General features: G+C 73.2%; 21 protein-coding genes. 13 read left to right on the top strand and 8 right to left on the bottom strand.

The features are described from left to right. Nucleotides 1-4: 4 nt before the first annotated feature. The 4 genes from ACFWTC_RS03760 to ACFWTC_RS03745 form a co-directional block, all read right to left on the bottom strand. On the bottom strand, nt 5-631 hold the full coding sequence (locus tag ACFWTC_RS03760; protein ID WP_383927935.1) for a DUF4126 domain-containing protein: 627 nt from the start codon (nt 629-631) through the stop codon (nt 5-7). 105 nt (nt 632-736) lie between these two features. Next, entirely contained in the window at nt 737-1,138 is a 402-nt protein-coding gene (locus ACFWTC_RS03755) for a DUF3040 domain-containing protein (RefSeq protein WP_383807562.1), read from the bottom strand. Between the two features lie 276 nt (nt 1,139-1,414). Next, nucleotides 1,415-2,173, bottom strand: a complete 759-nt coding sequence (locus tag ACFWTC_RS03750; RefSeq protein ID WP_383927938.1) for a methyltransferase — start codon at nt 2,171-2,173, stop codon at nt 1,415-1,417. Between the two features lie 73 nt (nt 2,174-2,246). After that, nucleotides 2,247-2,729: an SAV_6107 family HEPN domain-containing protein gene (locus tag ACFWTC_RS03745; RefSeq protein WP_383927940.1), complete on the bottom strand. Its 483-nt coding sequence runs from the start codon at nt 2,727-2,729 to the stop codon at nt 2,247-2,249. A gap of 172 nt (nt 2,730-2,901) precedes the next feature. Here ACFWTC_RS03745 and ACFWTC_RS03740 point away from each other — a divergent pair, with 172 nt between their 5' ends. From ACFWTC_RS03740 to ACFWTC_RS03730, 3 genes are read left to right on the top strand one after another with little or no spacing between them, the layout of a single operon-like run. Next, nucleotides 2,902-3,987: an ATP-binding cassette domain-containing protein gene (locus ACFWTC_RS03740; RefSeq protein ID WP_384025724.1), complete on the top strand. Its 1,086-nt coding sequence runs from the start codon at nt 2,902-2,904 to the stop codon at nt 3,985-3,987. Continuing rightward, entirely contained in the window at nt 3,959-6,046 is a 2,088-nt protein-coding gene (locus ACFWTC_RS03735) for a YhgE/Pip family protein (RefSeq protein ID WP_384025721.1), read from the top strand. The genes ACFWTC_RS03740 and ACFWTC_RS03735 overlap by 29 nt, the downstream gene beginning before the upstream one ends. Nucleotides 6,047-6,090: 44 nt before the next feature. After that, nucleotides 6,091-6,729, top strand: coding sequence for a TetR/AcrR family transcriptional regulator (locus tag ACFWTC_RS03730; RefSeq protein ID WP_383900358.1), 639 nt, complete (start codon nt 6,091-6,093; stop codon nt 6,727-6,729). A gap of 504 nt (nt 6,730-7,233) precedes the next feature. On the opposite strand, the gene ACFWTC_RS03725 is transcribed toward ACFWTC_RS03730, so the two are convergent. The 4 genes from ACFWTC_RS03725 to ACFWTC_RS03710 form a co-directional block, all read right to left on the bottom strand. Further along, nucleotides 7,234-9,669, bottom strand: a complete 2,436-nt coding sequence (locus tag ACFWTC_RS03725) for a transglutaminaseTgpA domain-containing protein (protein WP_384025718.1) — start codon at nt 9,667-9,669, stop codon at nt 7,234-7,236. Beyond that, nucleotides 9,666-11,036, bottom strand: coding sequence for a DUF58 domain-containing protein (locus ACFWTC_RS03720; protein WP_383927952.1), 1,371 nt, complete (start codon nt 11,034-11,036; stop codon nt 9,666-9,668). The genes ACFWTC_RS03725 and ACFWTC_RS03720 overlap by 4 nt, the downstream gene beginning before the upstream one ends. Beyond that, on the bottom strand, nt 11,036-12,046 hold the full coding sequence (locus ACFWTC_RS03715; RefSeq protein ID WP_384025715.1) for an AAA family ATPase: 1,011 nt from the start codon (nt 12,044-12,046) through the stop codon (nt 11,036-11,038). The genes ACFWTC_RS03720 and ACFWTC_RS03715 overlap by 1 nt, the downstream gene beginning before the upstream one ends. Before the next feature lie 137 nt (nt 12,047-12,183). Beyond that, entirely contained in the window at nt 12,184-12,795 is a 612-nt protein-coding gene (locus tag ACFWTC_RS03710) for a beta-class carbonic anhydrase (protein WP_383927958.1), read from the bottom strand. A 349-nt stretch (nt 12,796-13,144) separates the two neighbouring features. On the opposite strand from ACFWTC_RS03710, the gene rsmH reads away from it, so the two are divergent. From rsmH to ACFWTC_RS03660, 10 genes are all read left to right on the top strand, one after another. After that, a complete protein-coding gene (gene rsmH / locus ACFWTC_RS03705) occupies nt 13,145-14,104 on the top strand; it encodes a 16S rRNA (cytosine(1402)-N(4))-methyltransferase RsmH (protein WP_383927961.1) in 960 nt (319 codons plus the stop codon). Beyond that, nucleotides 14,101-14,721: a hypothetical protein gene (locus ACFWTC_RS03700; protein WP_383927964.1), complete on the top strand. Its 621-nt coding sequence runs from the start codon at nt 14,101-14,103 to the stop codon at nt 14,719-14,721. The genes rsmH and ACFWTC_RS03700 overlap by 4 nt, the downstream gene beginning before the upstream one ends. A 126-nt stretch (nt 14,722-14,847) precedes the next feature. Further along, a complete protein-coding gene (locus ACFWTC_RS03695) occupies nt 14,848-16,863 on the top strand; it encodes a peptidoglycan D,D-transpeptidase FtsI family protein (RefSeq protein WP_384025712.1) in 2,016 nt (671 codons plus the stop codon). 44 nt (nt 16,864-16,907) lie between these two features. Further along, nucleotides 16,908-18,617 carry a UDP-N-acetylmuramoyl-L-alanyl-D-glutamate--2,6-diaminopimelate ligase gene (locus tag ACFWTC_RS03690; RefSeq protein WP_383924082.1) on the top strand — a complete coding sequence of 570 codons (1,710 nt, stop codon included), beginning with the start codon at nt 16,908-16,910 and terminating at the stop codon, nt 18,615-18,617. Further along, nucleotides 18,614-20,038 (top strand): UDP-N-acetylmuramoyl-tripeptide--D-alanyl-D-alanine ligase, encoded by a 1,425-nt coding sequence (gene murF / locus ACFWTC_RS03685; protein ID WP_384025709.1) that lies wholly within the window; start codon nt 18,614-18,616, stop codon nt 20,036-20,038. Before ACFWTC_RS03690 ends, murF begins: the two co-directional genes overlap by 4 nt. After that, nucleotides 20,035-21,105, top strand: a complete 1,071-nt coding sequence (gene mraY, locus ACFWTC_RS03680; RefSeq protein WP_383924076.1) for a phospho-N-acetylmuramoyl-pentapeptide-transferase — start codon at nt 20,035-20,037, stop codon at nt 21,103-21,105. Before murF ends, mraY begins: the two co-directional genes overlap by 4 nt. Next, a complete protein-coding gene (gene murD, locus ACFWTC_RS03675; RefSeq protein WP_383924073.1) occupies nt 21,087-22,514 on the top strand; it encodes a UDP-N-acetylmuramoyl-L-alanine--D-glutamate ligase in 1,428 nt (475 codons plus the stop codon). The genes mraY and murD overlap by 19 nt, the downstream gene beginning before the upstream one ends. A gap of 71 nt (nt 22,515-22,585) precedes the next feature. Next, the gene (gene ftsW / locus ACFWTC_RS03670) at nt 22,586-23,947 is read left to right on the top strand and encodes a putative lipid II flippase FtsW (protein ID WP_384025706.1); all 1,362 of its coding nucleotides are present in this window, start codon (nt 22,586-22,588) and stop codon (nt 23,945-23,947) included. Nucleotides 23,948-23,953: 6 nt separating this feature from the next. After that, nucleotides 23,954-25,048: an undecaprenyldiphospho-muramoylpentapeptide beta-N-acetylglucosaminyltransferase gene (murG, locus tag ACFWTC_RS03665; RefSeq protein ID WP_383924068.1), complete on the top strand. Its 1,095-nt coding sequence runs from the start codon at nt 23,954-23,956 to the stop codon at nt 25,046-25,048. A gap of 32 nt (nt 25,049-25,080) precedes the next feature. Further along, the gene (locus tag ACFWTC_RS03660) at nt 25,081-25,926 is read left to right on the top strand and encodes a cell division protein FtsQ/DivIB (protein ID WP_384025703.1); all 846 of its coding nucleotides are present in this window, start codon (nt 25,081-25,083) and stop codon (nt 25,924-25,926) included. Nucleotides 25,927-25,950: the final 24 nt, after the last annotated feature.

The raw sequence follows: 25,950 nt of genomic DNA, 5'->3' as shown, positions 1-25,950 counted from the left end.
GAGGTCAGCCGGGTGGCGCGGTGGTGCGGGTACGGACCTCGGCGGCGAGCCGCTTCTCCTCGCGGCGCTGCGCGCGGCGGCGCAGGAAGCGGCGGATGCGGGTCCAGAGGAAGAACAGTATGGTCAGCCCGGCGATCAGCAGGACGGCCGCGATGATCGCGGCGGCCTGCGGGTTGAACATGGCGAAGGTGATGATGCCGGCCACGCCGAGGTCCTCGGCGGTGCTCACCACGATGTTGCTGAACGGCTCGGGCGAGGTGTTGATCGCCATCCTGGTGCCGGCCTTGACGAAATGGCTGGCCAGGGCCGTCGTACCGCCGACGGCGCCGGCGGCGATGTCGGAGAGCGAACCGCTCTGCCCGGCCAGCAGCGCGCCCACGACGGCGCCGGCCAGCGGGCGGATCACGGTATGGGCGGTGTCCCAGACGGTGTCCAGGTACGGGATCTTGTCGGCGACGGCCTCGCACGCGAACAGCACCGCCGCGACGATCAGGACGTCGGTGCGTTGCAGCGACGCGGGGACCTCGTCGGTCAGGCCGGTCGCGCCGAAGATGCCGAGCAGGAGGACCACGGCATAAGCGTTGATCCCGCTGGCCCAGCCGCTGGTGAAGACCAGGGGGAGCACACTCACCGGGTCATCATGCCGCAGAAAGCGGGGACCGGCGGGCACAACGCAGAACAGTGAGGGGACGGCCGCCCGCAGGCAGCCGTCCCCTCACCCTCGTTGTGTGCGGGGCTACTGCCCCTGCTCGTCACGGCGGCGCTGCCACCGTTCCTCGATGCGGGTCATCATCGACCGACGCTGCCGGTTCTGGCCGTGGGCCGAACCGCCTGTACTGCCGGAGACGGGCTGCTCGCCGGGCTTGGGTGCTTTGCGCCAACCGGTGACCACGAGGACCGTGCAGGCCAGCATGACGAGGAATCCCACCACGCTGATCCAGAGCACGTCCTGCCAGATCACACCGGTCATGAGGAGCGCGATACCCACCACAATGCCAGCGACTGCCTGGTACACCCGGCGACGGGTATACGTACGCAGTCCGCTTCCCTCAAGCGCTGTCGCGAACTTGGGATCTTCGGCGTACAGCGCTCGCTCCATCTGCTCGAGCATTCGCTGCTCGTGCTCCGAGAGCGGCACGGGAGTCCTCCTCATCCGTCGGTCGCGGGGGTGACGACCAGGGGTCCCTTTCAGGATAGGCGGGGAATCGCCCCCGTGATACCCGCCCTCTATGCCACGTTCTCAAAAATAGCCCAGCCGCCGCACCACTGCGCGAACGGTACCGCCGCGGGGGCGGTCACTGGGGCGCTTATTCCCCAATGGCGCGTCCACCATGCCGGTCACTGCACCCGATCATACGGGGCCTGCCGCCGGATCGGAGGGTGAGTGCCGACTCCGTCCCCGGAAGATCGCAGATCAGGCCTGCTTCTCGCCCAGGACGTGCAGTTGGGTGGCGACCGCGTGGAAGGCCGGCAGCTCCGCGGCGGCCTCCTCCAGACGCAGCAACGCCTCCACCGCGCCCGGCTCGGTGTCCACCAGGACCCCCGGCACGAGGTCGGCGAAGATCCGTACGCCGTGCACCGCGCCGACCGCCAGGCCGGTACCGCCGACGAGCTCCGAGAGCTGCTCGGCGGTGAAGCGGCGCGGTACCGGATCGCCGGAGCCCCAGCGCCCGGCCGGGTCGGTGAGGGCGGTGCGGGCCTCTGTGAAGTGCCCGGCCAGCGCGCGGGCGAGAACGGCTCCGCCGAGGCCGGCGGCGAGCAGGCTGAGGACACCGCCGGGGCGCAGGGCCGCGACCGCGTTGGCCGCGCCCTCGGCCGGGTCGTCCACGTACTCCAGCACGCCGTGGCAGAGGACCACGTCGTACGCGTCGCGGTCGACCACGTCGAGCAGGCCCTGGGCGTCGCCCTGGACCCCGCGCACCAGGTCGGCCACGCCGGCCTCGGCCACCCGGCGCTCGAGCCCGAACAGGGCGTTCGGGCTGGGGTCGACCACGGTGACCCGGTGGCCCAGGCGGGCCACCGGGACGGCGAACTTGCCGGTGCCGCCGCCGGTGTCGAGCACGTCCAGCACGTCCCGCCCGGTCGCCTTGACCCGGCGGTCGAGCGCCTCCTTGAGGACCTCCCACACCACGGCGGTGCGGAGGGAGGCACGGGGGCGGGAAGTGTCCGACACGGCTGATGGCTCCTCGGCGCGGTAAGGGTGAGCGGTCAGTGCCCCACCCTATTGCCTTCCCCGGCCGGCCAGCTCATCCCGCGTCCGGACGCTCCGGACGCGGCTGCGGCAGGGTCTGCGGGGGTGGCTGGACGGCCAGCATCCGCTCCACCAGCCGCAGGAACATCGACACCGCACGCACGAGGTCGTCCGCGTCCCGGCCGGTCGCCGCGTCCGCTATCCCCGCCTCGGCCCGGGCCCGGCGGTCGGCGCCGGACGCGAACAGGGCGCTCCACTCGGTCAGCTCCGGGGCTATCTCCGGCAGCACCTCCCACGCGCTGCGGATGCGGGGCCGCCGGCGCGGGTGCGCCGGCTCCGGCCGCCCGCGGGCGGCGAGCACGGCCGCGGCGGTGCGCAGCGCGGCGAGGTGGGCGGTGGCGTACCGCTCGTTGGGACGGGACAGCTGCACTGCCTCCGCCAGGCCGTCGCGCGCCTTGGCGAGCAGGTCGACGGCGGCCGGTGGGGCTGACGACTTGCGCAGGACGGGGTGGACAGGGGACGGGGACGGTGTGGCCATGACGAACCTCCTGTCGTTGCGTTGCCCCCATCGTGAGGGGGGCCACTGACAATCGCGCTGACCTGCGGGTACGCGAGTGACAGATCGACAACTACCCCCTGCCGCGCACCTGATGCGGAAGAAGATGCTAGTTTTTGAACTGACCGGTCAGTTCAAAATGAAGGGGGACGGCGTGGACAGCCCGCACGGCGCGTCCGTGAAAGCCGAGGACTTCGGACTCAAGGGACCCCGCGGCTGGGCCTTCCGGGGCGTAGGCGTCGACGCGGCGCCCGGCTCGCTCATCGTGGTCGAAGGCCCCTCCGGCAGCGGGCGGACCTGCCTGCTCCTCGCGCTCACCGGACGGATGAAGGCCACCGAGGGCCACGCCGAGATCGGCCGCCACCGGCTGCCGAAGAAGATGGCCGCGGTCCGCCGCATCGCCGCCCTCGGCCCGGTCCCCGGGGTCAACGACCTCGACCAGGCCCTCACCGTCGCCGAGCAGCTGCGCGAGGGCGCCCTGCTCCAGCGCCGCTACGACGGCCCGGTCCGCGCCCTGCTGCGTCCCCGGGCCGAGCGCAAGGCCCGCGCCCGGGCCCGGATCGACGACGCCCTCGCCGCCGCCGGGCTGGACCTGGCGACGCTGCCGAAGGGCCCGCGCACCTCCGTGCGGGACCTGGACCGGCTGGAGTACGTACGGCTGTCCGTGGCCATCGCCCTGCTCTGCTCGCCGCGCCTGCTGGCCCTGGACGACCTCGACCTCAAACTCTCGGACGCCGAGCGCGCCGAGGCCTGGACCCTGCTCCGCTCGATCGCCGCCCGCGGGACCACGGTCCTCGCGGTGTGCAGCGAGGCCCCGGACGACGCGGTCGTCCTGCGGACCGGCCCCGCGGAGCAGGAGGCGCCCGCCGAGCCGGCCGCCCCCGCCGAACCCGCCGCCGCGCCGCGGAGCCGCCGGGCCGCCGACGACGCCAAGGTCACGTGGGGGGCGGCTGCGAAGAGCGGCGCCGCCTCCGGCGAAGACAGCGACGACGGCGACGGCGACGACGACGGCGAGGCCGGTGCGGACAGCGAGGCCCTCGCGGACAGCGGGGACAGCGCCGACAGCGAGCCGAAGGCCGCCGAGGCCGACGCGGGCCCCGACGCCCGGAGCACCGAAACCAGCACCAGCACCAGCACCAGCACCAGCACCAGCACAAGTACCACCACTACCGGGACCGACGCCGGAAACGACGACACGAAGGGGGCGGACGATGCGATCGCCGAAGCTGGCCGCGCTTGAGCTCAAGCGGTTCGGGCGGGGGAAGCTGCCCCGCGCCGCCCTCGTCGCGCTGCTCCTGCTGCCCCTCCTCTACGGAGCCCTGTACCTGTGGTCCTTCTGGGACCCGTACAGCCGGCTCGACAAGGTGCCCGTGGCCCTCGTCAACTCCGACCGGGGCGCCACCGTCGACGGCAAGCACCTCGACGCCGGCGGCGAGATAACGAAGAAGCTCCACGACAGCAAGACCTTCGACTGGCGCGAGGTGAGTGCCGAGCAGGCGGAGAAGGGGCTGGAGGACGGGACGTACTACCTGTCCCTCACCATGCCCGCCGACTTCAGCGCGAAGATCGCCTCCAGCTCCGGCGAGGACCCCACCACCGGGGCCCTCCAGGTGCGCACCAACGACGCCAACAACTACATCGTCGGCTCGATCTCCCGCACGGTCTTCGCCGAGGTCCGCTCCGCGGCGTCCACCAACGCCTCCCGCGGCTTCCTCGACAAGATCTTCGTCTCCTTCTCCGACCTGCACGACAAGACGGCCGAGGCCGCCGACGGCGCCGACAAGCTCAAGGACGGGGCGGGCAAGGCCAAGGAGGGCGCGAAGGAGCTCGCCGACGGCCTCGACACGGCCAAGGAGAAGACCGGCGAGCTGACCGGGGGCCTGCAGAAGCTCAACACGGCCGCCGCCAAGCTGCAGACCGGCACCAAGGACGTCGCCGACGGCACCCAGAAGGTCGCCGACACGGTCAACGGCGTGTCCGAGAAGGCCAAGCCGTTCCTCAAGGACCCCAAGCAGCTCGCCGCCACCGCCGAGTTGGTCGCCGACACCGCCGGGGTGGTCAACAGCCACTTCGACAAGATCGCCGAGAAGGCCCCGCTCGCCGCCACCCGCACCAGGCAGGTCGCCTCGGGCCTGGACGCGTACTACACGAAGCGCTGCCTCACCCCCGGGGTCGACCCGCTCCTCGCGTCCTGTGCCGACCTGAAGAAGGTCAAGGACGACGCCGCGCAGGCCGCCGAGCTCAGCGGCGACCTCGACACCCTGGTCAAGGGTGCCAACGGCGACCTCAGCACCCTCAAGAAGCAGCTGACCGAACTGGAGAAGCAGGCCCGTCTCGTCGTCGAGCGGGCGCCCGCCCTCGCCAACGACATCGACGCCGCCGTCACCCAGGTGAACGCCCTCAACAAGGGCGCCCACCAGGTCGCCACCGGGATGGCCCAGCTGCACACCGGCCTCGGCTCCGCCCACACCGGCTCCGGCAAGATCGACGCCGGCGTCGGCAAGCTCGGCGACGGCGCGCACAGCCTCGACGGCGGGATCTACAAGCTCGTCGACGGCAGCGGAGAGCTCGCCGGCGGCCTGCACGACGGCGTCGGCAAGATCCCCGACTACGACGAGCAGCAGCGCGACGCCCGCACCGAGGTCATGGCCGACCCGGTCCAGCTGGCCAACCAGTCCCTGCACAAGGCGCCCAACTACGGCACCGGCTTCGCCCCCTACTTCATCCCGCTGTCCCTCTGGGTCGGCGCGATGGTCGCCTACATGCTCATCGCCCCGATGAACCGGCGGGCCCTGTCCGCCGGCGCCTCGCCCTGGCGGATCGCCCTCGCCGGCTGGCTGCCCGTGGCCGGTCTCGGCGCCGCGCAGGCGGGCCTGCTGATGGCCGTGCTCCACTGGGGCCTCGGCCTGGAGATGGCGCGGCCGGCGCTCACCGTCGGCTTCCTGTTCCTGGTCACCGGCTGCTTCGCGGCGATCGTCCAGTGGCTGAACGCCAAGTTCGGCGCCGCCGGCCGCATCCTGGTCCTGGCCGTCCTGATGCTCCAGCTGACGTCGGCGGGCGGCACCTACCCCGTTCAGACCAGTCCCGACTTCTTCAACGCGATCCACCCGTACCTGCCGATGTCGTACGTCGTCGAGAGCCTGCGCCGCCTCATCACCGGCGGGGACCTCGCCCCGGTCTGGCAGGGCTGCGCCGTGCTGACCGCCTTCACCGTGGGGGCGCTGGCCCTCACCGCACTCGCAGCCCGCGGCAAGCAGGTGTGGACCATGGACCGGCTGCACCCGGAACTGAGCCTGTAGCACCGAGCCCGTGGGGGATGTGTCGACCTGTGAGAATCAGCGCCATGGAAAGCAGCAGCACCGGTACGGGCGGCACGGTCACCGGCGGCCGACGTCAGGCCACCCGGCAGAAGCTCTACGAAGCGGCCGTGACCCTCATCGCCGAGAAGGGCTTCTCGGCGACCACGGTCGAGGAGATCGCCGAGCGGGCGGGAGTCGCCAAGGGCACCGTCTACTACAACTTCGCCAGCAAGAACGACCTGTTCGAGGAGCTGCTGCGGCACGGGGTCGGACTGCTGACCGTCTCGCTGCGGACGGCGGCGGAGGAGACCGAGGCCCGGGGCGGCACCCGGGTCGAGGCGCTCGACGCGATGATCCGGGCCGGTCTCGTCTTCATCGACCGCTACCCGGCCTTCACCCAGCTGTACGTGGCCGAGCTGTGGCGGACCAACCGGACCTGGCAGTCCACGCTCATGGTGGTCCGCCGGGAGGCGGTGGCCGTCGTCGAGACCGTGCTGCGCGAGGGCGTCGAGCGCGGTGAGCTGAGCGCCGAGATCGACGTCCCGCTCACGGCGGCCGCGATGGTCGGGATGGTGCTGGTGGCCGCCCTGGACTGGCAGTCCTTCCAGAGCGAGCGGTCGCTGGACGACGTGCACTCGGCCCTGTCCCTGCTGCTGCGGGGCCGGGTCAGCGGAAACCGCTGACCCGGCGGGCCCGGGAGACCGCCCGCGGGCCCGCGGTGCCCCCCGGTCGGCGGTGCCGTCCGGGGGCGGCAGCCCGTACAACTGGTGGGGCCCGCCGCGGCGCCTGAGTACCCGTACCCAGGCAGGAGATGAGTACGCGCGCGGATGGGCCCCCGCCTGCGCGGACGGCAGACTGGGGGCAACGGACAGGAGACCCGGTCCGCACCGCGGACACGGGGCCGCGGAGCGGACCGGGTACCTCCTCCGTGACCGGGCGGGGGACCCGGTGACGCGGTACACGGACGCGGCGGGGCTCGGGGGGATCGAGCCCCGCCGCGTCCGTGCGTTCACGCCCGGTCGCGGCGTCACGACCGGGCCCGGTGCTCCGGGAGCGGACGCCCCCGCACGGCGGCGGGAGCCGGACGCCCCCGCACGGCGGCGGGAGCCGGACGCCCCCGTACGGCTGCGGGGCCGGACCGCGTTCCGCGCGATACCGGCCCCGCCCGCCCACCCTGCGCCGCGGCCTCAGCCGCGCCCCCGCAGGGGCAGCCGCAGCCGGCCGGCCGCCAGCCGCACCGGCGCCAGCCGGGCCGCGACCGCCGAAGCCAGCGCCGCCCGGTGGGCGGACACCGCCCAGGACACCCGGGCCGCGGAGCGCGGCAGCAGCAGCGCCCGCAGCCGCCCGCCGCGGCCGGTCCCGGCCAGCAGCCCGGCCCGTGCCAGCAGCACGTCGTCCGCCAGCCCCGGGTACGGGGCCTGCGCGCCCGGCGGCGCGTACAGCTCCCGCTCCACGGCGCCCGCGACCCGGTGGGCCGCCGCGGCGGCCTCCGGCTCCAGCGCGCCCAGCTCCACGATCCGGGCCGCGGCCCGGCGCGGGGACAGCGCCCCGTCCGGGGGCACGCCCACGTCCCAGGCGGCGTCCCGCAGCTCCCGCCAGGCCGCCGGCACCTCACCGGTGCCCAGCCGGCGGGCCCGCGCCCGGGTCCGCCACAGCAGCGGGAGCAGCGGGAGCCCCAGGACCACCACCGCGGCCGCGACCCAGCCGAGGACGGCGAGCGCCGAGATCCCGCCACCGCCCGAGGAGTTCTGCCGGAGCACCGGGCCGCCGCACTCGCCGAGCCTCTTCAGCTCCGGCGGGCAGTTCTCGGACGCGGACGGCGCCGGCGCGGGCGCCGTCGCGCCCGTCGAGGGCAGCGGCGCGGGCGCCGACGGCTGGGCCACCGGGGCCTGCGGCCGGGAGTAGTCCGGCACCGAGATGCCCGACCGCGGCGTGGGCTCGAACCGGGTCCAGCCCACGCCCTCGAAGTACAGCTCCGGCCAGGCGTGCGCGTCCCGCATCGTCACGTTCACGCTGCCGTCCGACTGCCGCTCGCCGGGGGTGAAGCCGACCGCGACCCGCGCCGGGATGCCGAGCGAGCGGGACATCGCCGCCATCGAGAACGCGAAGTGGACGCAGAAGCCCTCCTTCTCGGCCAGGAAGCGGGCGACGGCCTGCGAACCCGTCCCCGAGGCGGTCTTCGTGTCGTAGCGGAAGCCACCGCTCACGGCGAAGTAGTCCTGCAGCTTCACGGCCCGCGTGTAGTCGTCCCGCGCGCCCTGCGTGACCTGGCGCGCCGTCTCCCCGACCACCGGCGGCAGCGTGTCCGGCAGCTTCGTGTACTCGGCCTGGACGGCCGGGTTCGGGGCGGGGGCGTTCTGCAGCTGCTGGGCCGTCGGCTTCAGCAGCAGGCTCCGTACGGTGTACCGCGCGCCCTGGACGTTCTGGAACCGCTCCTTGCCCAGCTGGTCCCCGACCAGGGTCCGGCCGGTGGGCTCGAAGCGCCACTTGCCGCCGATCTCGACCGCCGTCGCCGGGTACGGCATCGGAAGGTAGCGCTGGCTGTAGCCCTCGGCCGCCGAGACGCTGGTCTGCACCTCCTGCGCGCCCTGGCGGACCTGCTCGCCGAGTCCGGGCGGATTCGGCAGCCGCTCGGGCACATCGGTCAGCGCCCGGCCCGAGGCCTCCCACTTGACCCCGTTGAACTCGTCCAGCGCCAGGATCCGCAGGTACTGCTCGCCCTGCTGGGGGCTGTCCGTCCGGTACTTCAGCACCACCCGGTTGTCCTGCGCGTTCAGGCTGTTCTGCAGCGAGACCAACGGGTTGACCGCCGAGATCGTCCCGCCCGTCCCGCCGCCGCTGCCGTCACCGCCGCCCTGCGGGCCCATCAGCCCGCTGCCGAGCGCGGGCAGCAGCGCGGGCACCACCAGGGCCAGGCCCAGGGCCATCACGCCGATCCGCCGCCCGGTCCGCCCCGGGGCCGTCGCCCGGCCACCGCCCGGTCCCGCGCCGAGGCCCGAGGCGGCCGAGACCCGGCCGGGCGGGGTCCCGCCGAAGACCCGGCCCCACTGCGCCAGCCGGTCGCGGCCCTCGCTCAGCAGCATCATCAGGTACCCGCAGCCCGCCAGCAGGAAGGAGACCCAGGAGGCCCCGCCCCCGCCCGACAGGCCCGCGGCCACCGAGTACAGCGCGAGCAGCGGCAGCCCGGCCGCCGCGGCGGCGCGCATGGTCACCGCCAGCAGGTCCACCAGCAGCCCGATCAGCAGCACCCCGGCGACCAGCAGCAGCCGGATGCCGTCGGTGAGCGGGGCCGGGATCGCGTACTCGCCGACGTCGACGGCGCCCTGCCGGAACAGCGCCCCGAAGTCCGTCACCAGGTAGGCCATCGGGCCGGACCCGCCGGAACCGGCCCTGCCGCCGAAGAGGAGCGCGAGCAGCAGCAGCGACACCAGCAGCTGCGCGGCCACGGTCAGCGACCGCGCCAGCGGCACCCGCCGCGCCCCCGCGCCCACCGCGCTCTGCACCGCCAGCAGCAGCGCCGCCTGCAGCAGCCAGGTCGCAGACTCCACCAGCGGGGCCAGCGACCACGAGGTGAGCAGCGTCGCCAGTGCCGCGAACAGCGTCAGTCTCGCGCGCCCGCTCATCCCCGACCTCCGGTGGTACCCGGGCCGGACGGAGTCCTCCCGGCCTGTCTCCACAGCTCGCCGAAGGCCACCCCGGGCGGGGCGGCCAGCGCCGTCCAGCCCGCGTCGCGCAGCCTGCGCAGCCGTTCCTCCAGGGGGGGCAGCGCGTGCTCCTGCGCCGGACGGCCCGCCCAGGTGGCGGAGTCCAGCACGAAGGCGACGGCGCCCCCGGCGCGCTGGCGCATCCTGGCGGCCAGCTCCGTCTGTACGTCGTCCAGATCGCCGAGGAACGCGACGAGCAGCCCGTCCCCGGCGCCGCCGCCGAAGCCGCTGCCGCTGCCGCGCACCGCGTCGTGGGCCCGAGAGAGACCGGCGCCGTCGGAGTGCCCGACCACGGCGAGGGTGTCCATCATCAGCCCGGCGGCCGTCGCGGAGTCCTGCCCGCCGGAGGCAGAGAACCCGCCGCCGCCCTCGCCGGGCGCCGAGTCGCCGGTGTCCGTGAGGAGCCGCACCGAGAAGCCCCGCTCCAGGAGGTGCACCAGGGCCGAGGCGGCCCCGGACACCGCCCACTCGAACGCCGAGTCGGGACCCGCGCCCTCGAAGGCCAGGCGCCGGGTGTCCAGCAGGACCGTCGCCCGGCTGCGCTGCGGCTGCTCCTCGCGGCGCACCATCAGCTCGCCGTAGCGCGCGGTGGAGCGCCAGTGGACCCGGCGCAGGTCGTCGCCGCGCCGGTAGCCGCGGGGGATCACGTCGTCCTCGCCGGCCAGGGCCAGCGAGCGGCGGCTGCCGTCGCCGTAGCCGGACGCCTCGCCCGCCAGGCGGACCGGGGGCAGCGGCTCGGTGCGCGGGATGACGGTGAGGGTGTCGTACGAGGAGAACGAGCGGGTCAGCTCGACCAGCCCGAAGGGGTCGCTCAGCCGCAGCTGGAGCGGGCCCAGCGGGTAGCGGCCGCGCAGGTCGGAGCGGACCCGGTAGGACACCTCGCGGCGCCCCCCGGGCTCGACCCGGTCCAGCACGAACCGGGGGCGCGGGCCCAGCACGTACGGCACCCGGTCCTGCAGCATGAGCAGGCCGGTGGGGAGGCGGGAGACGTTGTCCAGGCGCAGCTGGACCCGTGCCTCGGCGCCCGCGGAGACCCGCCCCGGGGTGAGCCGGCGGCTGCCGGACACCCGGTAGCGGGTCCGGTGCAGCGCCAGGACGCAGATCAGCGGCAGAACGGCCAGCAGCAGCCCGACCCGGAGCAGTTCGCTCTGCCCCAGTACGTACGCACAGGCGGCGGCGGCGATCCCGGCGGCCAGGAACGAGCGGCCGCGCGTGGTCAGCCCGGACAGCGACGCGCGCAGCCCGCCGGCGCCGCGGCCTTCCTCCGCCGGGCCACCGGCGTCCATCAGAAGCCCCGGATGCCGGCGCCGGGCGGCATCTCGCTGCGGGCGTGCGCCGCGGGCACGGGGGTGCGCTGCAGGATGTCCTGGACGACCTGCTCGGCGGTGCGCCGGTTCAGCTGGGCCTGCGCGGTGGGCAGCAGCCGGTGCGCGAGCACCGGGGAGGCCAGGGCCTGCACGTCGTCGGGCAGCACGTACTCCCGGCCGGAGAGCGCGGCGGAGGCCTTCACGGCGCGCAGCAGGTGCAGGGTGGCGCGGGGGGAGGCGCCCAGGCGCAGGTCCGGGTGGCTGCGGGTGGCCGAGACCAGGTCGACGACGTAGCGCCGGACGGGCTCGGCGACGTACACCTCGCGGACGGCCTCGATCAGCTTGACGATGTCGTGGGCGTGCGCGACGGCCGTCAGGTCGTCGAGCGGGGAGAGCCCGCCGTGCACGTCGAGCATCTGGAGCTCGGCCTCGGGGCTGGGGTAGCCGACGGAGACGCGGGCCATGAAGCGGTCGCGCTGCGCCTCGGGGAGCGGGTAGGTGCCCTCCATCTCCACCGGGTTCTGGGTGGCGACGACCATGAAGGGGGTCGGCAGCGCGTACGTGGTGCCGTCGATGGTGACCTGGTGCTCCTCCATCGACTCCAGCAGCGCGGACTGGGTCTTGGGCGAGGCGCGGTTGATCTCGTCGCCGATGACGATCTGCGCGAAGATCGCGCCCGGCTTGAACTCGAACTCGCGCCGCTGCTGGTCGTAGATGCTCACGCCGGTGATGTCGGAGGGCAGCAGGTCCGGGGTGAACTGGATGCGCTGCACCGAGCAGTCGATGGACTTGGCGAGGGTCTTGGCGAGCATGGTCTTGCCGACGCCGGGGACGTCCTCGATCAGCAGGTGCCCCTCGGCGAGCAGGACGGTCAGCGCCAGGCGCACGACCTCCGGCTTGCCCTCGATCACGCTTTCGACCGACTGGCGCACACGCTCCGCCGTGCTGGTCAGATCCGCGAGGCTCGCTCGGTCGTCATACGTCGTCACCTGGTTCTCCTCGGCCCTTTCCCCGGGCCGATCGCCCTTGGCGCATGACCGGCCCACCCCGAAACACGGACACCGGTTCCGGGGGTTCCCGGAGGGCGTCTCCCCGCATTCTTGACGGCGTTACGGCCTTGTGTCACTCAGGAGCCGGGATCGATCTCCCGCAGGAGGCCGGTGTGCACGTCGAAGACGAAGCCTCGCACATCGTCCGTGTGCGGCAGGAAGGGGTTGGTCCGCACCCGCTGCATGGACTGGCGGACGTCCTGGTCGACGTCCCGGAACGCCTCCACGGCCCAGGCCGGGCGCTGGCCGACCTCGTCCTCCAGCTCGTGCCGGAAGTCCTCGGTCAGGCTTTCGAGGCCGCAGCCGGTGTGGTGGATGAGTATCACCGTGCGGGTCCCGAGGGCCCGCTGGCTGATGGTGAGGGAGCGGATGGTGTCGTCGGTGACCACGCCGCCCGCGTTGCGGATCGTGTGGCAGTCGCCGAGTTCCAGGCCGAGGGCGGCGTGCAGGTCGAGGCGGGCGTCCATACAGGCCACGACGGCCACGTGCAGGACCGGCCGGGCGTCCATGCCGGGGTCGGCGAACTCAGCCGCGTACCGCCGGTTCGCCTCGACTAGGCGGTCGGTGACGCCGGCGCCGGAGGCCTCGGATGTGGGCTTGGCGGGCAGGGATGCGGATGTCGTCATGCATACGACGTTAATGGTCACGCCCGGTCCGGGCAGTTGGTGAGGACGGACAAAGAAGGTCAACCGGCCTTGGTGTGAGCTAACCCACAGGGGCGAGGCGGAGGCGCCCGTACGGGTGATTCACGGCATTTGCCGCTTCCCCTGGAGAGGGCCGCACGGCGCGCGGGGCGGTTCGTTGACCGCGGCGACCGTTGCACTAAAGTGACGCGAACCGGCCGGAGCCCGGCCCTGACCGGCCGCCCGGCCCCCGACGAACACTCCGCGTGCGCGGCGCGTACGCACGGCCCGGCCCCCTCCCGCTCACCGGCCGGCCGGGGCCGGCTTCCCCGGTGCCGCCGGACGGGTACCGCTCCCGAGCGGATGGGGACCCGGCGGTGCGTGCGCGCGGTGCGCCGTTATCTGAGAGGGCGCTTTGACTAGCGAGTCCCGACATGTCCCGGTGATGCTCCAGCGGTGCCTGGACCTGTTGGCCCCGGCGCTGGAGAGGCCCGGGGCCGTCGTCGTCGACTGCACCCTCGGCCTCGGCGGCCACAGCGAGGCCCTGCTCACCCGCTTCCCCGAGGTGCACCTGATCGGCCTCGACCGCGACAAGGAAGCCCTGCGGCTCTCCGGCGAACGGCTCGCACCCTTCGGCGACCGGGCCACCCTCGTCCACGCGATCTACGCCGACCTCGCCGAGGTCCTGGACGGGCTGCGCATCCCGACCGTCCAGGGCGTCCTCTTCGACCTCGGCGTCTCCTCCATGCAGCTCGACGAGGCCGACCGCGGGTTCGCGTACGCCCAGGACGCGCCGCTGGACATGCGGATGGACCAGACGACGGGCATCAGCGCCGCCGAGGTGCTCAACACCTACGCGCCGGGCGAGCTCGTGCGCATCCTGCGCCAGTACGGCGAGGAGAAGCAGGCCAAGCGGATCGTGTCCGCGGTCGTCCGGGAGCGGGACAAGGAGCCCTTCACCAACAGCGCCCGGCTGGTCGAGCTGATCCGCGACTCCCTGCCCCAGGCGGTCAAGCGCACCGGCGGCAACCCCGCCAAGCGGACCTTCCAGGCGCTGAGGATCGAGGTCAACGGCGAGCTGTCGGGCCTGGAGCGGGCGATCCCGGCGGCGGTCGACCGGATCGCGGTCGGCGGCCGGATCGCGGTGCTGTCGTACCACTCGCTGGAGGACCGCCTGGTGAAGCAGGTCTTCGCGGCGGGCGCGACCTCCACGGCCCCGGCCGGACTGCCGGTGGTCCCGGAGAAGTACCAGCCGAAGCTGAAGCTGCTGACGCGCGGCGCGGAACTGCCGACCGAGGAGGAGATCGCCGAGAACCGGCGGGCCGCCCCGGCGCGCTGCCGCGGCGTCGAACGCATCCGGGAGGCGAAGCTGTGACGGCCGGGGGCGGCAAGGCGGGGAAGTTCGCCACGCTGACGCGCGGCCGGGCGGCCCGGGTCGGCAAGGCCCTCGGCGGCCGCCCCGGCGCCCGTCCCGCCGGCTCCGCCGGACAGGCGGCCCGGATGCCGTTCGTCCTGCTCGTCGTGGCCCTGCTCGGCGGCGGCCTGATCAGCCTGCTGCTGCTGAACTCGGCGCTGAACGAGGGCTCCTTCCAGCTGAGCAAGCTGAAGAAGGAGACCACGGTCCTCACCGACGAGGAGCAGGCCCTCCAGCGCGACGTGGACGCCTACTCCGCCCCCGACGCGCTGCAGCGCCGGGCGCAGGAGCTGGGCCTGGTCCCCGGCGGCAGCCCGGTCTTCATCAGCCCGGACGGCGAGGTCGCCGGCGCCGCCGCACCGGCCGAGGCCCCGCCGCCGCCGTCCCCGCCGCCGTCCCCGGCACCCTCGCAGGGCCAGGCACCGGCCCCGGACCCCTCCCAGAGCCCGGGCGCACCGCCCCAGGCCGGGTCGTCCGCCCCCTCCGCCCCGCCGGCGTCCGCGGCGGCCGCCCCGCCCGGGCAGGCCCCGGCCGCCCCCGCCGGTTCCCAGCAGCCCAGCCAGCCCCCCGGAAGGTGACGTCGTGACGCGGACCCCTGCGGGACCCACCCCCGCCCCGCCCGCCCCCGGAGCGGGGCGGAGCCCCCGGAACCCGGGCACGGACCCGCTCCGCGGCGCCCCACGCCGCCCCTCCGGGGGCGCGGCGTGAGCCCGCAGGAGCCGCCGCGCAGGCGGCTCCCCGGCCCCGGGCGGCCGCGCCCGGGGGACCGGGCCCGCGCCGCCGGCGGCGCGCGCCCCGCGTCCCGGCCCGCGACCCGCCGCCCGGCGGCCGGACCGTCCAGGCCGCACACCATCCGGCTCGGCAGCCCCAGGCCCCGGCTGCGCCTGGTCGGCGTCGGGCTGACCCTCGTCATGCTCGCCTTCGTGGTCCGGCTGCTCCAGGTCCAGGCCGTGGACGCCTCGGCCTTCTCCGCCGAGGCGTCCAAGAACCGCTACACCAGCGTCAGACTGGCCGCCGAGCGCGGTGAGATCACCGACCGCAAGGGCGTGGCCCTGGCCACCAGCGTCGACGCGTATGACATCACCGCCGACCCGAAGATGTTCACCCCGCAGGACAGCAAGGCCCCGGACGCCCCCGAGCAGGCCGCGGCCCTCCTCGCGCCCATCCTCGGCAAGGACGCCAAGGAGCTCGCCGCGCGGCTGAAGACCCCGAACACCCGCTACGTCGTGATCGCCTACCGCCAGACCCCCCAGGTCTGGAACCAGATCAAGGACCTCAAGCGGGTCTTCGCGGACAAGGCGGCCGCCGACAAGCGCAACAACGGTCCCGGCGCCAACGTCCTGGCCGGCGTGTTCAACGAGAACAGCAGCAAGCGCGTGTACCCGGGCGGCGACCTCGCCGCCGGGATACTGGGCTACGTCAACGCCGACGGCAAGGGCGGCGGCGGCCTGGAGTCCTCCCTCGACGAGAAGCTGTCCGGCAAGGACGGCGAGGTCACCTACGCCCAGTCCGGCGGCCGCCGGGTGCCCACCGCCGGATCCAGCGAGAAGCCCGCCGTACCCGGCGAGGACATCGAGCTGACCATCGACCGCGACATCCAGTGGGCGGCCCAGAGCGCCATCGCCGAGCAGGTCCAGAAGTCCGGGGCCGACCGCGGCTACGTCATCGTCCAGGACACCGGCACCGGCGAGATCCTCGCCATGGCCAACGCCCCCGGCTTCGACCCCAACGACCTGACCCGCGCCCGCTCCGCCGCCATGGGCAACGCGGCGCTCCAGGACGTGTACGAGCCCGGCTCCACCGCCAAGGTGATGTCGATGGCCGCCGTACTGGAGGAGAAGAAGGCCACCCCCGCCACCCACGTGGAGGTCCCCAACCGGCTCCACCGCGGGGACCGGCTCTTCAAGGACGACATCGACCACCCGACCTGGTACCTGACCCTCAACGGCGTCCTGGCCAAGTCCTCCAACATCGGAACCATCCTGGCCACCGGGCAGCTCGGCCCCACCCAGCCCCAGGCCAACAAGGTGCTGCACTCCTACCTCACCAAGTTCGGCATGGGACAGCCCACCGGCCTGAACTACCCCGGCGAGTCCCGCGGCATCCTCGCCGCTCCGGAGGCATGGTCCACTTCGCAGCAGTACACGATCCCCTTCGGCCAGGGCATGTCCCTCAACGCCATGCAGGCGGCCTCCGTGTACTCGACCATCGCCAACGGCGGGGTCCGGATCGAGCCGACCCTCGTGCGCGGCACCAAGGGCCCCGACGGCCGCTTCACCCCGGCCCCGGCCCCCGAGCGGAGCCAGGTGGTCAGCAAGGAGACCGCCAGGACCCTCGCCGAGATGCTCGAATCCGTGGTCGACGACCAGGACGGCACCGGAACCAAGGCCCGCATCCCCGGCTACCGGGTCGGCGGCAAGACCGGCACCTCCAACCGGGTGGATCCGGCCACCGGCCGCTACAAGGGCTACACCGCCTCCTTCGCCGGGTTCGCACCCGCCGACAACCCCCGCGTCACCGTCTACTGCGCCATCCAGAACCCCACCAAGGGCAGCTACTTCGGCGGCCAGATCTGCGGCCCCATCTACAAGAAGGTCATGGAGTTCGCCCTCAAGACCCTCCAGGTCGCCCCCACCGGAACCGCCCCCGCCGGACTCCCGGTCACCTTCGAACCCGGCCCGCAGCCCGGCCCGCAGCCCAGTCCGCAGCCCGGTCGGTGACCCCCAGCCCGGCCGGCCCGCCAGAAATGCGTGAGGCACCACCAGTGACAACGATCACCCCGAAACCCGGGAACCAGCCGACCGCCGGCACCGGGGCCGGGCCCTCGCTTCGCGAGCGGCCCGCCGCGCCCGGTACGCTCACCGCCGTGTCCCACGCTGATCAGCCCAGAACCACCCAGAAGGACGCCCCGGCAGTGCCGCCGGGAGCGCCCCGGCCCGAGTCCGCCAGCCCGACGCCACTGGGCGCACTGGCAGCGCTGCTGGGTCTGCCGGAACCGGCCGCCACACAGATCACCGGCATCACCCACGACTCCCGTGCGGTGCGCCCCGGAGACCTGTACGCGGCCCTGGCGGGCGCCCGCACCCACGGCGCCGACTTCGCCGCCCAGGCGGCCGGCCTCGGCGCCGCCGCCGTGCTGACCGACCCCGCGGGGGCGGAGCGCGCCGCCGCGACCGGACTGCCCGTCCTGACCGCACCGGACCCGCGCGGCCGGATGGGCGAGCTGGCCGCGGCGATCTACGGGCGGCCCGGCGAGGGCCTGCTCCAGATCGGCATCACCGGCACCTCCGGCAAGACCACCACGGCGTACCTCGTCGAGGGCGGCCTCCGGGCCGCCGGCCGCAGCACCGGGCTCGTCGGCACCGTCGAGATGCGCATCGGCGACGAGCGCATCAAGTCGGAGCGGACCACCCCCGAGGCCACCGACCTCCAGGCCCTGTTCGCCGTCATGCGCGAACGCGGGGTCGAGGCCGTCGCCATGGAGGTCTCCAGCCACGCCCTGGTGCTCGGGCGCGTGGACGGCTGCGTCTTCGACGTCGCCGTCTTCAACAACCTGAGCCCGGAGCACATGGAGTTCCACTCCGACATGGAGGACTACTTCCAGGCGAAGGCGGGGCTGTTCACCGCGCGCCGCGCCCGCCTCGGCGTGGTCAACCTCGACGACGAGTACGGCCGCCGCCTCGCCAAGGAGGCCGCGATCCCGGTCACCACCTTCTCCGCCACCGGGGACCCGGCCGCCGACTGGCGTGCCGAGGACGTGGTGTTCGGCCCGGCGAGCTCCACCCTGACCCTGACCGGCCCCGACGGACAGCGCGTCCGGGCCACCGCGCCGCTGCCCGGCCCGTTCAACGTCGCCAACACCGTCGCCGCGATCGTCACCCTCGCCGCCGCCGGCCTCGACCCGCAGACCGCCGCCGACGGCGTCGCCGCGGTCCCCGGGGTCCCCGGCCGGCTGGAGCGGGTGGACGCGGGGCAGCCGTACCTCGCCGTCGTCGACTACGCGCACAAGACGGACGCAGTCGAATCCGTCCTGCGCGCCCTGCGCGAGGTCACCGAGGGCCGGCTGCACATCGTGCTCGGCTGCGGAGGCGACCGCGACACCACCAAGCGCGGCCCCATGGGCGCCGCGGCCGCCCGGTACGCCGACACCGCCGTCCTCACCTCCGACAACCCGCGCTCCGAGGACCCCCTCGTGATCCTCGCCGCGATGCTCGAAGGCGCCGTCTCCGTACCGCCCGCCGAGCGCGGCACCGTCCTGGTCGACGCCGACCGGGCCGCGGCCATCGCCGCCGCCGTGGCGCGCGCCGAGCCCGGGGACACCGTCCTGGTGGCGGGCAAGGGCCACGAGCAGGGCCAGGACACCGCGGGCACCGTCCGCCCCTTCGACGACCGCACGGTGCTCCGCGCCGCGATCGAACGCCAGGCTGCGCAGAGCAGAGCAACGAACGCCCCACAGGCCGAGGTGAACCAGTGATCGCCCTCTCCCTCGCCGAGATCGCCGACATCACCGGCGGACGGCCCCACGACATACCGGATCCTTCGGTGCGGATCAGCGGGCCCGTCGTCATCGACTCCCGCCAGGTGGAGGCCGGCAGCCTCTTCGCCGCCTTCGACGGCGAGCACGTCGACGGCCACGACTACGCGGAGCGCGCGGTCGCCGCGGGCGCGGCGGCCGTCCTGGCGGCCCGGCCCGTCGGCGTGCCCGCCGTCGTCGTGCCCGACGTGGAGAAGGCGCTCGGCGCCCTCGCCCGGGCCGTCGTCGAACGCCTCGGCACCGACGTGGTGGCCCTGACGGGCTCCGCCGGCAAGACGTCCACCAAGGACCTCATCGCCCAGGTGCTCCAGACCCACGCCCCCACCGTGTGGACGCCCGGCTCCCTCAACAACGAGATCGGCCTGCCGCTCACCGCGCTGAAGGCCACCGCGCAGACCCGCCACCTGGTGCTGGAGATGGGGGCCCGGGGGATCGGCCACATCGCGTACCTCACCGGCCTGACCCCGCCGCGCATCGGGCTCGTGCTGAACGTCGGCACCGCCCACATCGGCGAGTTCGGCGGCCGCGAGCAGATCGCGCTGGCCAAGGGCGAGCTGGTCGAGGCGCTGCCGTCCGAGGCCGAGGGCGGCGTCGCCGTCCTCAACGCCGACGACCCGCTCGTACGCCCCATGTCCGCCCGCACCAAGGCCCGTACGGTGCTCTTCGGCGAGGCCGAGGACGCCGACGTACGGGCCACCGACGTCCGCATGACGGACGCGGGACAGCCCTCCTTCACACTCCACACACCCACCGGGTGCAGCGAAGTGACCTTGCGGCTGTACGGTGAGCACCACGTGTCGAACGCGCTCGCCGCGGCCGCCGTCGCCCATGTACTGGGCATGTCCGTCGAGGAGATCGCCACCGCGCTCTCCGGGGCGGGCACCTTGTCCCGGTGGCGGATGGAGGTCACCGAGCGGGCGGACGGCGTGACGATCGTCAACGACGCCTACAACGCGAACCCGGAGTCCATGCGGGCCGCTCTGCGCGCACTTGCCGCGATGGGGGGCTCCGCGCGGGCCAACGGGGGACGCACGTGGGCGGTGCTCGGCCCCATGGCCGAGCTCGGTGACGCATCGCTCGCCGAACACGACGCGGTGGGACGGCTTGCCGTCCGGCTCAACGTGAGCAAGCTCGTCGCAGTCGGGGGCAGGGAAGCGTCCTGGTTGCAACTGGGCGCATATAACGAGGGTTCGTGGGGTGAGGAGTCGGTGGTCGTGTCCGACGCGCAGGCGGCGGTCGACCTGTTGCGCAGTGAGCTGCGCCCGGGTGACGTCGTGCTGGTGAAGGCTTCGAGGTCGATCGGTCTGGAGCGGGTCGCGCTGGCATTGCTGGAGCGCGAGGGCGGGGTCGCCGACCGATGAGGCAGATCCTGTTCGCCGGAGTCATCGGCCTGTTCCTGACGCTCATCGGCACCCCGCTGCTGATCAAGCTGCTGGCCCGCAAGGGCTACGGCCAGTTCATCCGCGACGACGGCCCCCGCGGCCACGCCGGGAAGAAGGGCACGCCCACCATGGGCGGCATCTCCTTCATCCTGGCGACGCTCATCGCGTACGCCCTGACGAAGGTCATCACCGGGGAGCCGGTGAGCCTCTCGGGCCTGCTCGTGCTGTTCCTCATGGCGGGCATGGGCGTCGTCGGCTACCTCGACGACTACATCAAGATCGTCAAGCGCCGGTCGCTCGGCCTGCGGGCCAAGGCGAAGATGTCCGGACAGCTGATCGTCGGCATCGCGTTCGCGGTGCTCGCGCTCCAGTTCAAGGACTCGCGCGGGCTCACCCCGGCCTCCACCAGGCTGTCGTTCGTCACGGACTTCGGCTGGTCGATCGGCCCGGTGCTGTTCGTGGTCTGGGCCCTGTTCATGATCCTGGCGATGTCCAACGGCGTGAACCTGACCGACGGTCTGGACGGCCTGGCCACCGGCGCCGCCGTGATGGTCTTCGGCGCCTACACCTTCATCGGCGTCTGGCAGTACCAGGAGTCCTGCGCCAACGCGCAGACCCTGCCGTACCCGAACGCCTGCTTCGAGGTACGAGATCCACTCGACCTGGCCGTCGTCGCCTCCGCCCTGATGGGCGCCTGCTTCGGCTTCCTGTGGTGGAACACCTCGCCCGCGAAGATCTTCATGGGCGACACCGGCTCGCTGGCCCTCGGCGGCGCGCTCGCCGGCCTCGCGATCTGCTCCCGCACCGAGTTCCTGATGGCGCTCCTCGGCGGCCTCTTCGTCCTCATCACCATGTCGGTCGTCATCCAGGTCGGCTCCTTCAAGCTGACCGGCAAGCGCGTCTTCCGGATGGCACCGCTGCAGCACCACTTCGAACTCAAGGGGTGGTCCGAAGTCCTTGTGGTGGTCCGCTTCTGGATCATCCAGGGCATGTGCGTGATCGTGGGTCTCGGTCTCTTCTACGCGGGATGGGCAGCGGACAAGTGACGTCCTGGCAGGGCAAGAACATCACCGTCGCCGGTCTCGGCGTGAGCGGCATCAGTGCCGCCCGCGCCCTGGCCGGCTTCGGCGCATCCGTGACCGTCGTCGACGGCGGCGACAGCGAGGGCCACCGCGCCCGCGCCGCGGAGCTTCAGGCGGCCGGGATCGCGGTGCGCCTCGCGGACGCGGAGACCCTGCCCGAGGGGACCGACCTCATCGTCACCTCGCCCGGCTGGAAGCCCGACAGCCCGCTCTTCGCGGCGGCCGCGAAGGCCGGCGTCGACGTGGTCGGCGACGTGGAGATCGCCTGGCAGCTGCGCGGCGAGAACGCCGCCCCCTGGCTCGCCATCACCGGGACCAACGGCAAGACCACCACCACCCAGATGCTGGCGTCGATCCTCAAGGCCGCCGGCCTGCGGACCGCGGCCGTCGGCAACATCGGGACCCCGATCATCGACGTGGTGCTCGAAGAGGGCGCGTACGACGTGCTCGCCGTCGAGCTCTCCAGCTACCAGCTGCACTGGGCGCCGTCCCTGCGCGCCCACTCCGCGGCCGTGCTCAACCTGGCCCCCGACCACCTCGACTGGCACGGCTCGATGGAGGCCTACGCCGCCGACAAGGGCCGCATCTACGAGGGCAACACCGTCGCCTGCGTCTACAACGCCGCCGACCGGGCCACCGAGGACCTCGTGGTGGAGGCCGACGTCGAAGAGGGCTGCCGGGCGATCGGCTTCACCCTGGGAGCCCCCGGCCCCTCCATGCTCGGCGTGGTCGACGGCATCCTCATCGACCGCGCCTTCGTCGCCGACCGGCACAAGAACGCCCAGGAGCTGGCGCAGGTCGAGGACGTCAACCCGCCCGCCCCGCACAACATCGCCAACGCCCTCGCTGCGGCCGCCCTGGCCCGCGCCTTCGGCGTGGAACCGCGCGCGGTCCGCGACGGGCTGCGCAACTTCCGCCCGGACGCCCACCGCGTCGCGTACGTGGACGAGGTCGCCTCCGTCACGTACATCGACGACTCCAAGGCCACCAACACGCACGCCGCGGAGGCCTCCCTCGCGGCCTTCGAGCCGGTCGTGTGGATCGCCGGGGGCCTCGCCAAGGGCGCGACCTTCGACGAGCTCGTACGGAAGTCCGCGAAGCGGCTGCGCGCCGTCGTGCTGATCGGCGCCGACCGGGCGCTGATCGCCGAGGCGCTGGCGCGACACGCGCCCGAGGTCCCGGTCACCGACCTCGACCGGACCGACACTGGGGCGATGCTCGCGGCGGTGCGGGAGGCGGCCCGGCTCGCCGAGCCCGGCGACACGGTCCTGCTGGCGCCCGCCTGCGCATCCATGGACATGTTCGCGAACTACAACAAGCGCGGGGACGCGTTCGCCGACGCGGTGCGCGAACTGGCCGCCGAGAGCGCCTAGGCCGAAGGCTCCGGCAGCGGGTTCCCTCCGGCCGGCTGCTCGCCTCGTACGAGTGGAGGGGAAGATCACAGATGCCGGCCAAGCAGATGCTTCCGGGGCGGCGGCCGTCCGCCGCGAGGGCGCAGGGCCGCAAGCGCCCGGCGGCGGGTGTCCAGCGCCCCGCCGGGCGCGGGCCGCTGGCCCGGTTCCGGCGCACGCAGGAGCAGGTGCGCAAGGCGTGGGACCGTCCCCTCACCGCGTATTACCTGATTTTCGGCAGCTCGCTGCTCATCACCGTGCTCGGCCTTGTGATGGTCTACTCCGCCTCCATGATCAAGGCGCTACAGCTCGGGCTCGGTGACGCGTACTTCTTCAAGAAGCAGTTCCTGGCCGCCCTGATCGGCGGCTGCCTGCTGTTCGCCGCCTCCCGGATGCCGGTCAAACTCCACCGGGCGCTGTCCTATCCGGTGCTCGCCGGCACGCTCTTCCTGATGGCGCTGGTACAGGTTCCCGGGATAGGGGTGTCGATCAACGGCAACCAGAACTGGATCTCCCTTGGCGGTCCGTTCATGTTGCAGCCCAGTGAGTTCGGCAAGCTGGCACTGATCCTGTGGGGCGCCGACCTGCTCGCGCGCAAGGGCGACAAGGGCCTGCTGAGCCAGTGGAAGCACCTGCTGGTGCCGCTGGTCCCGGTGGCGTTCCTGCTGCTCGGACTGATCATGCTCGGCGGCGACATGGGCACCGCGATGATCCTCGGCGCCATCCTGTTCGGCCTGCTGTGGCTCGCGGGCGCCCCGACGCGGCTGTTCGTGGGGGTGCTGGCGTTCGCGGGTGTGATCGTCGCACTCCTGATCAAGACGAGCCCGCACCGGATGGACCGGCTGTCGTGCCTCGGCGCGACAGAACCGGGCAAGAACGACCTTTGCTGGCAGGCCGTGCACGGGATCTACGCCCTCGCCTCGGGCGGCTGGTTCGGTTCCGGCCTCGGGGCCAGTGTGGAAAAATGGGGACAACTACCCGAAGCCCACACCGACTTCATCTTCGCCATCACCGGGGAGGAACTGGGTCTGGCGGGGACGCTGTCGGTACTCGCCCTGTTCGCGGCCCTAGGCTATGCGGGTATCCGCGTGGCCGGACGCACGGAGGACTCCTTCGTACGGTTTGCCGCGGGAGGCGTGACCACCTGGATCACGGCGCAAGCCGTGATCAACATCGGTGCGGTGCTCGGCCTGCTGCCGATCGCCGGAGTCCCGCTCCCGCTGTTCTCCTACGGGGGGTCGGCCCTGCTGCCGACGATGTTCGCGGTCGGACTGCTCATCGCGTTCGCGCGGGAGGAGCCGGCGGCGCGCGCGGCCCTCGCGATGCGACAGCCGAAGACCGGCTGGCGGCGGACCGGGGTGAGATGGAAATCGATGAGACGGCGCGTCAAGAAGCGTCCGTCCGGAGAGCGGTGAATTTCGGTGCATGTCGTACTCGCCGGTGGGGGGACCGCCGGCCACATCGAGCCGGCGCTCGCCCTCGCGGACGCCCTGCGCAGGCAGGACCCTTCAGTGGGCATCACCGCCCTCGGCACGGAGCGCGGACTGGAAACCCGCCTGGTGCCGGAACGCGGCTACGAGCTGGGCCTGATCCCCGCCGTACCGCTGCCCCGCAAACCCACCCCGGAGCTGATCACGGTCCCCGGGAGGCTGCGCGGCACCATCAAGGCCGCGGAGGAGATCCTCCTGCGCACCAAGGCCGACTGCGTCGTCGGCTTCGGCGGCTACGTGGCGCTGCCCGGCTACCTCGCTGCCAAGCGGCTCGGGGTGCCGATCATCGTCCACGAGGCCAACGCCCGGCCCGGACTGGCCAACAAGATCGGCTCCCGGTACGCCCACGCCGTCGCGGTCTCCACCCCCGACAGCAAGCTGCGCGGCGCCCGCTACGTCGGCATCCCGCTGCGCCGCACGATCTCCACCCTCGACCGGGCCGCCGTACGCCCCGAGGCGCGCGCAGCGTTCGGCCTGGACCCCAACCTGCCGACGCTGCTCGTCTCCGGTGGCTCGCAGGGCGCCCGCCGCCTCAACGAGGTGATCCAGGCGGTCGCTCCGACCCTCCAGCGCTCCGGGATCCAGATCCTGCACGCGGTGGGCCCGAAGAACGAACTGCCGCGTGTCGACAACATGCCCGGGATGCCGCCTTATGTGCCGGTACCGTACGTGGACCGGATGGACCTCGCGTACGCCGCCGCCGACATGATGCTGTGCCGCGCGGGAGCGATGACCGTCGCCGAACTGTCCGCCGTCGGGCTCCCGGCCGCCTACGTCCCGTTGCCGATCGGCAACGGCGAACAGCGGCTCAACGCCCAGCCGGTGGTCAAGGCCGGCGGCGGCCTGCTCGTGGACGACGCGGAGCTGACGCCCGAGTGGGTGCTCGGCCAGGTCCTCCCGGTGCTGTCCGACCCGCACCGCCTGTACGAGATGTCCCGCGCCGCCGGCGAGTTCGGCCGCCGGGACGCCGACGAGCTGCTGGTCGGCATGGTGTACGAGGCGATCGCGGCACACCGGGCCCGCTGAGGCGGGAACGCACAGACGCAGGAGGCACAGGAGTGGCCGGAGCGACGACCGCACAGCGCGGCACACCGGGTTCTGGCGGGCCCTCCCGCAAGGGCCCCGGCTCTCCCGGGCGCCCCGGGCCCCGGGAGCCCGCCGCGTCGTCGAAGAGGTCCGGCCCGCGGGGCCCCGGCGGACGCCTGCGCGGGGGCCCCGTACTGGCCTCCCTGGTGGCCGCGGTGCTCCTGGCCGGGGGCGGCACCTGGGTGCTCTACGGCTCCTCCTGGCTCCGCGTCGAGAAGGTCACCGCCGCCGGCACGGACGTGCTCACGCCCGAGCAGGTCCTGGCCGCCGCGGCGGTGCCGGTCGGCGCGCCCCTGGTGAGCGTGGACACCGACGAGATCGAAAACCGCGTCAGGGGCCGCCTGCCCCGTATCGATTCGGTCGATGTCGTACGGGCCTGGCCGCACGGAATCGGGCTGAAAGTGACGGAACGCAAACCTGTCCTGCTCATCAAAAAGGGCGCCGACTTCGTGGAAGTGGACGCTTCGGGTGTGCGATTCGACACGGTTCCGAAAGCACCGGGGGGCGTTCCGGTGCTGGAATTGAACGCGGCGGGCTCGCCGAGCGCCCGCCGCTTCGACGAGGAGCGGCTGCTCCACGAGGCCGTGCTCGTCGCCGGATCGCTCCCCGGGCCGGTCGCCAAGGAGACCCTGCAGGTCAAGGTGGGTTCCTACGACTCGGTCCTGCTGGAGCTGACCCGGGGGCGCACCGTGGCCTGGGGGAGCGGCGAACAGAGTGACACGAAGGGGCGTGCGTTGACCGCTTTGCTGAAAGCCGCGCCCAAGGCCGATCACTTCGACGTGAGCGTCCCCACCGCCCCTGCGGTGTCCGGGAGTTGACGTCGGGTCCAACACCGACGCACC

The sequence above is a fragment of the Streptomyces sp. NPDC058619 genome (assembly GCF_042717785.1).
GTDB lineage: Bacteria > Actinomycetota > Actinomycetes > Streptomycetales > Streptomycetaceae > Streptomyces.
Note: the sequence above shows the minus strand (reverse complement) of the source record. Positions and strands in the feature narration are given on the sequence as shown.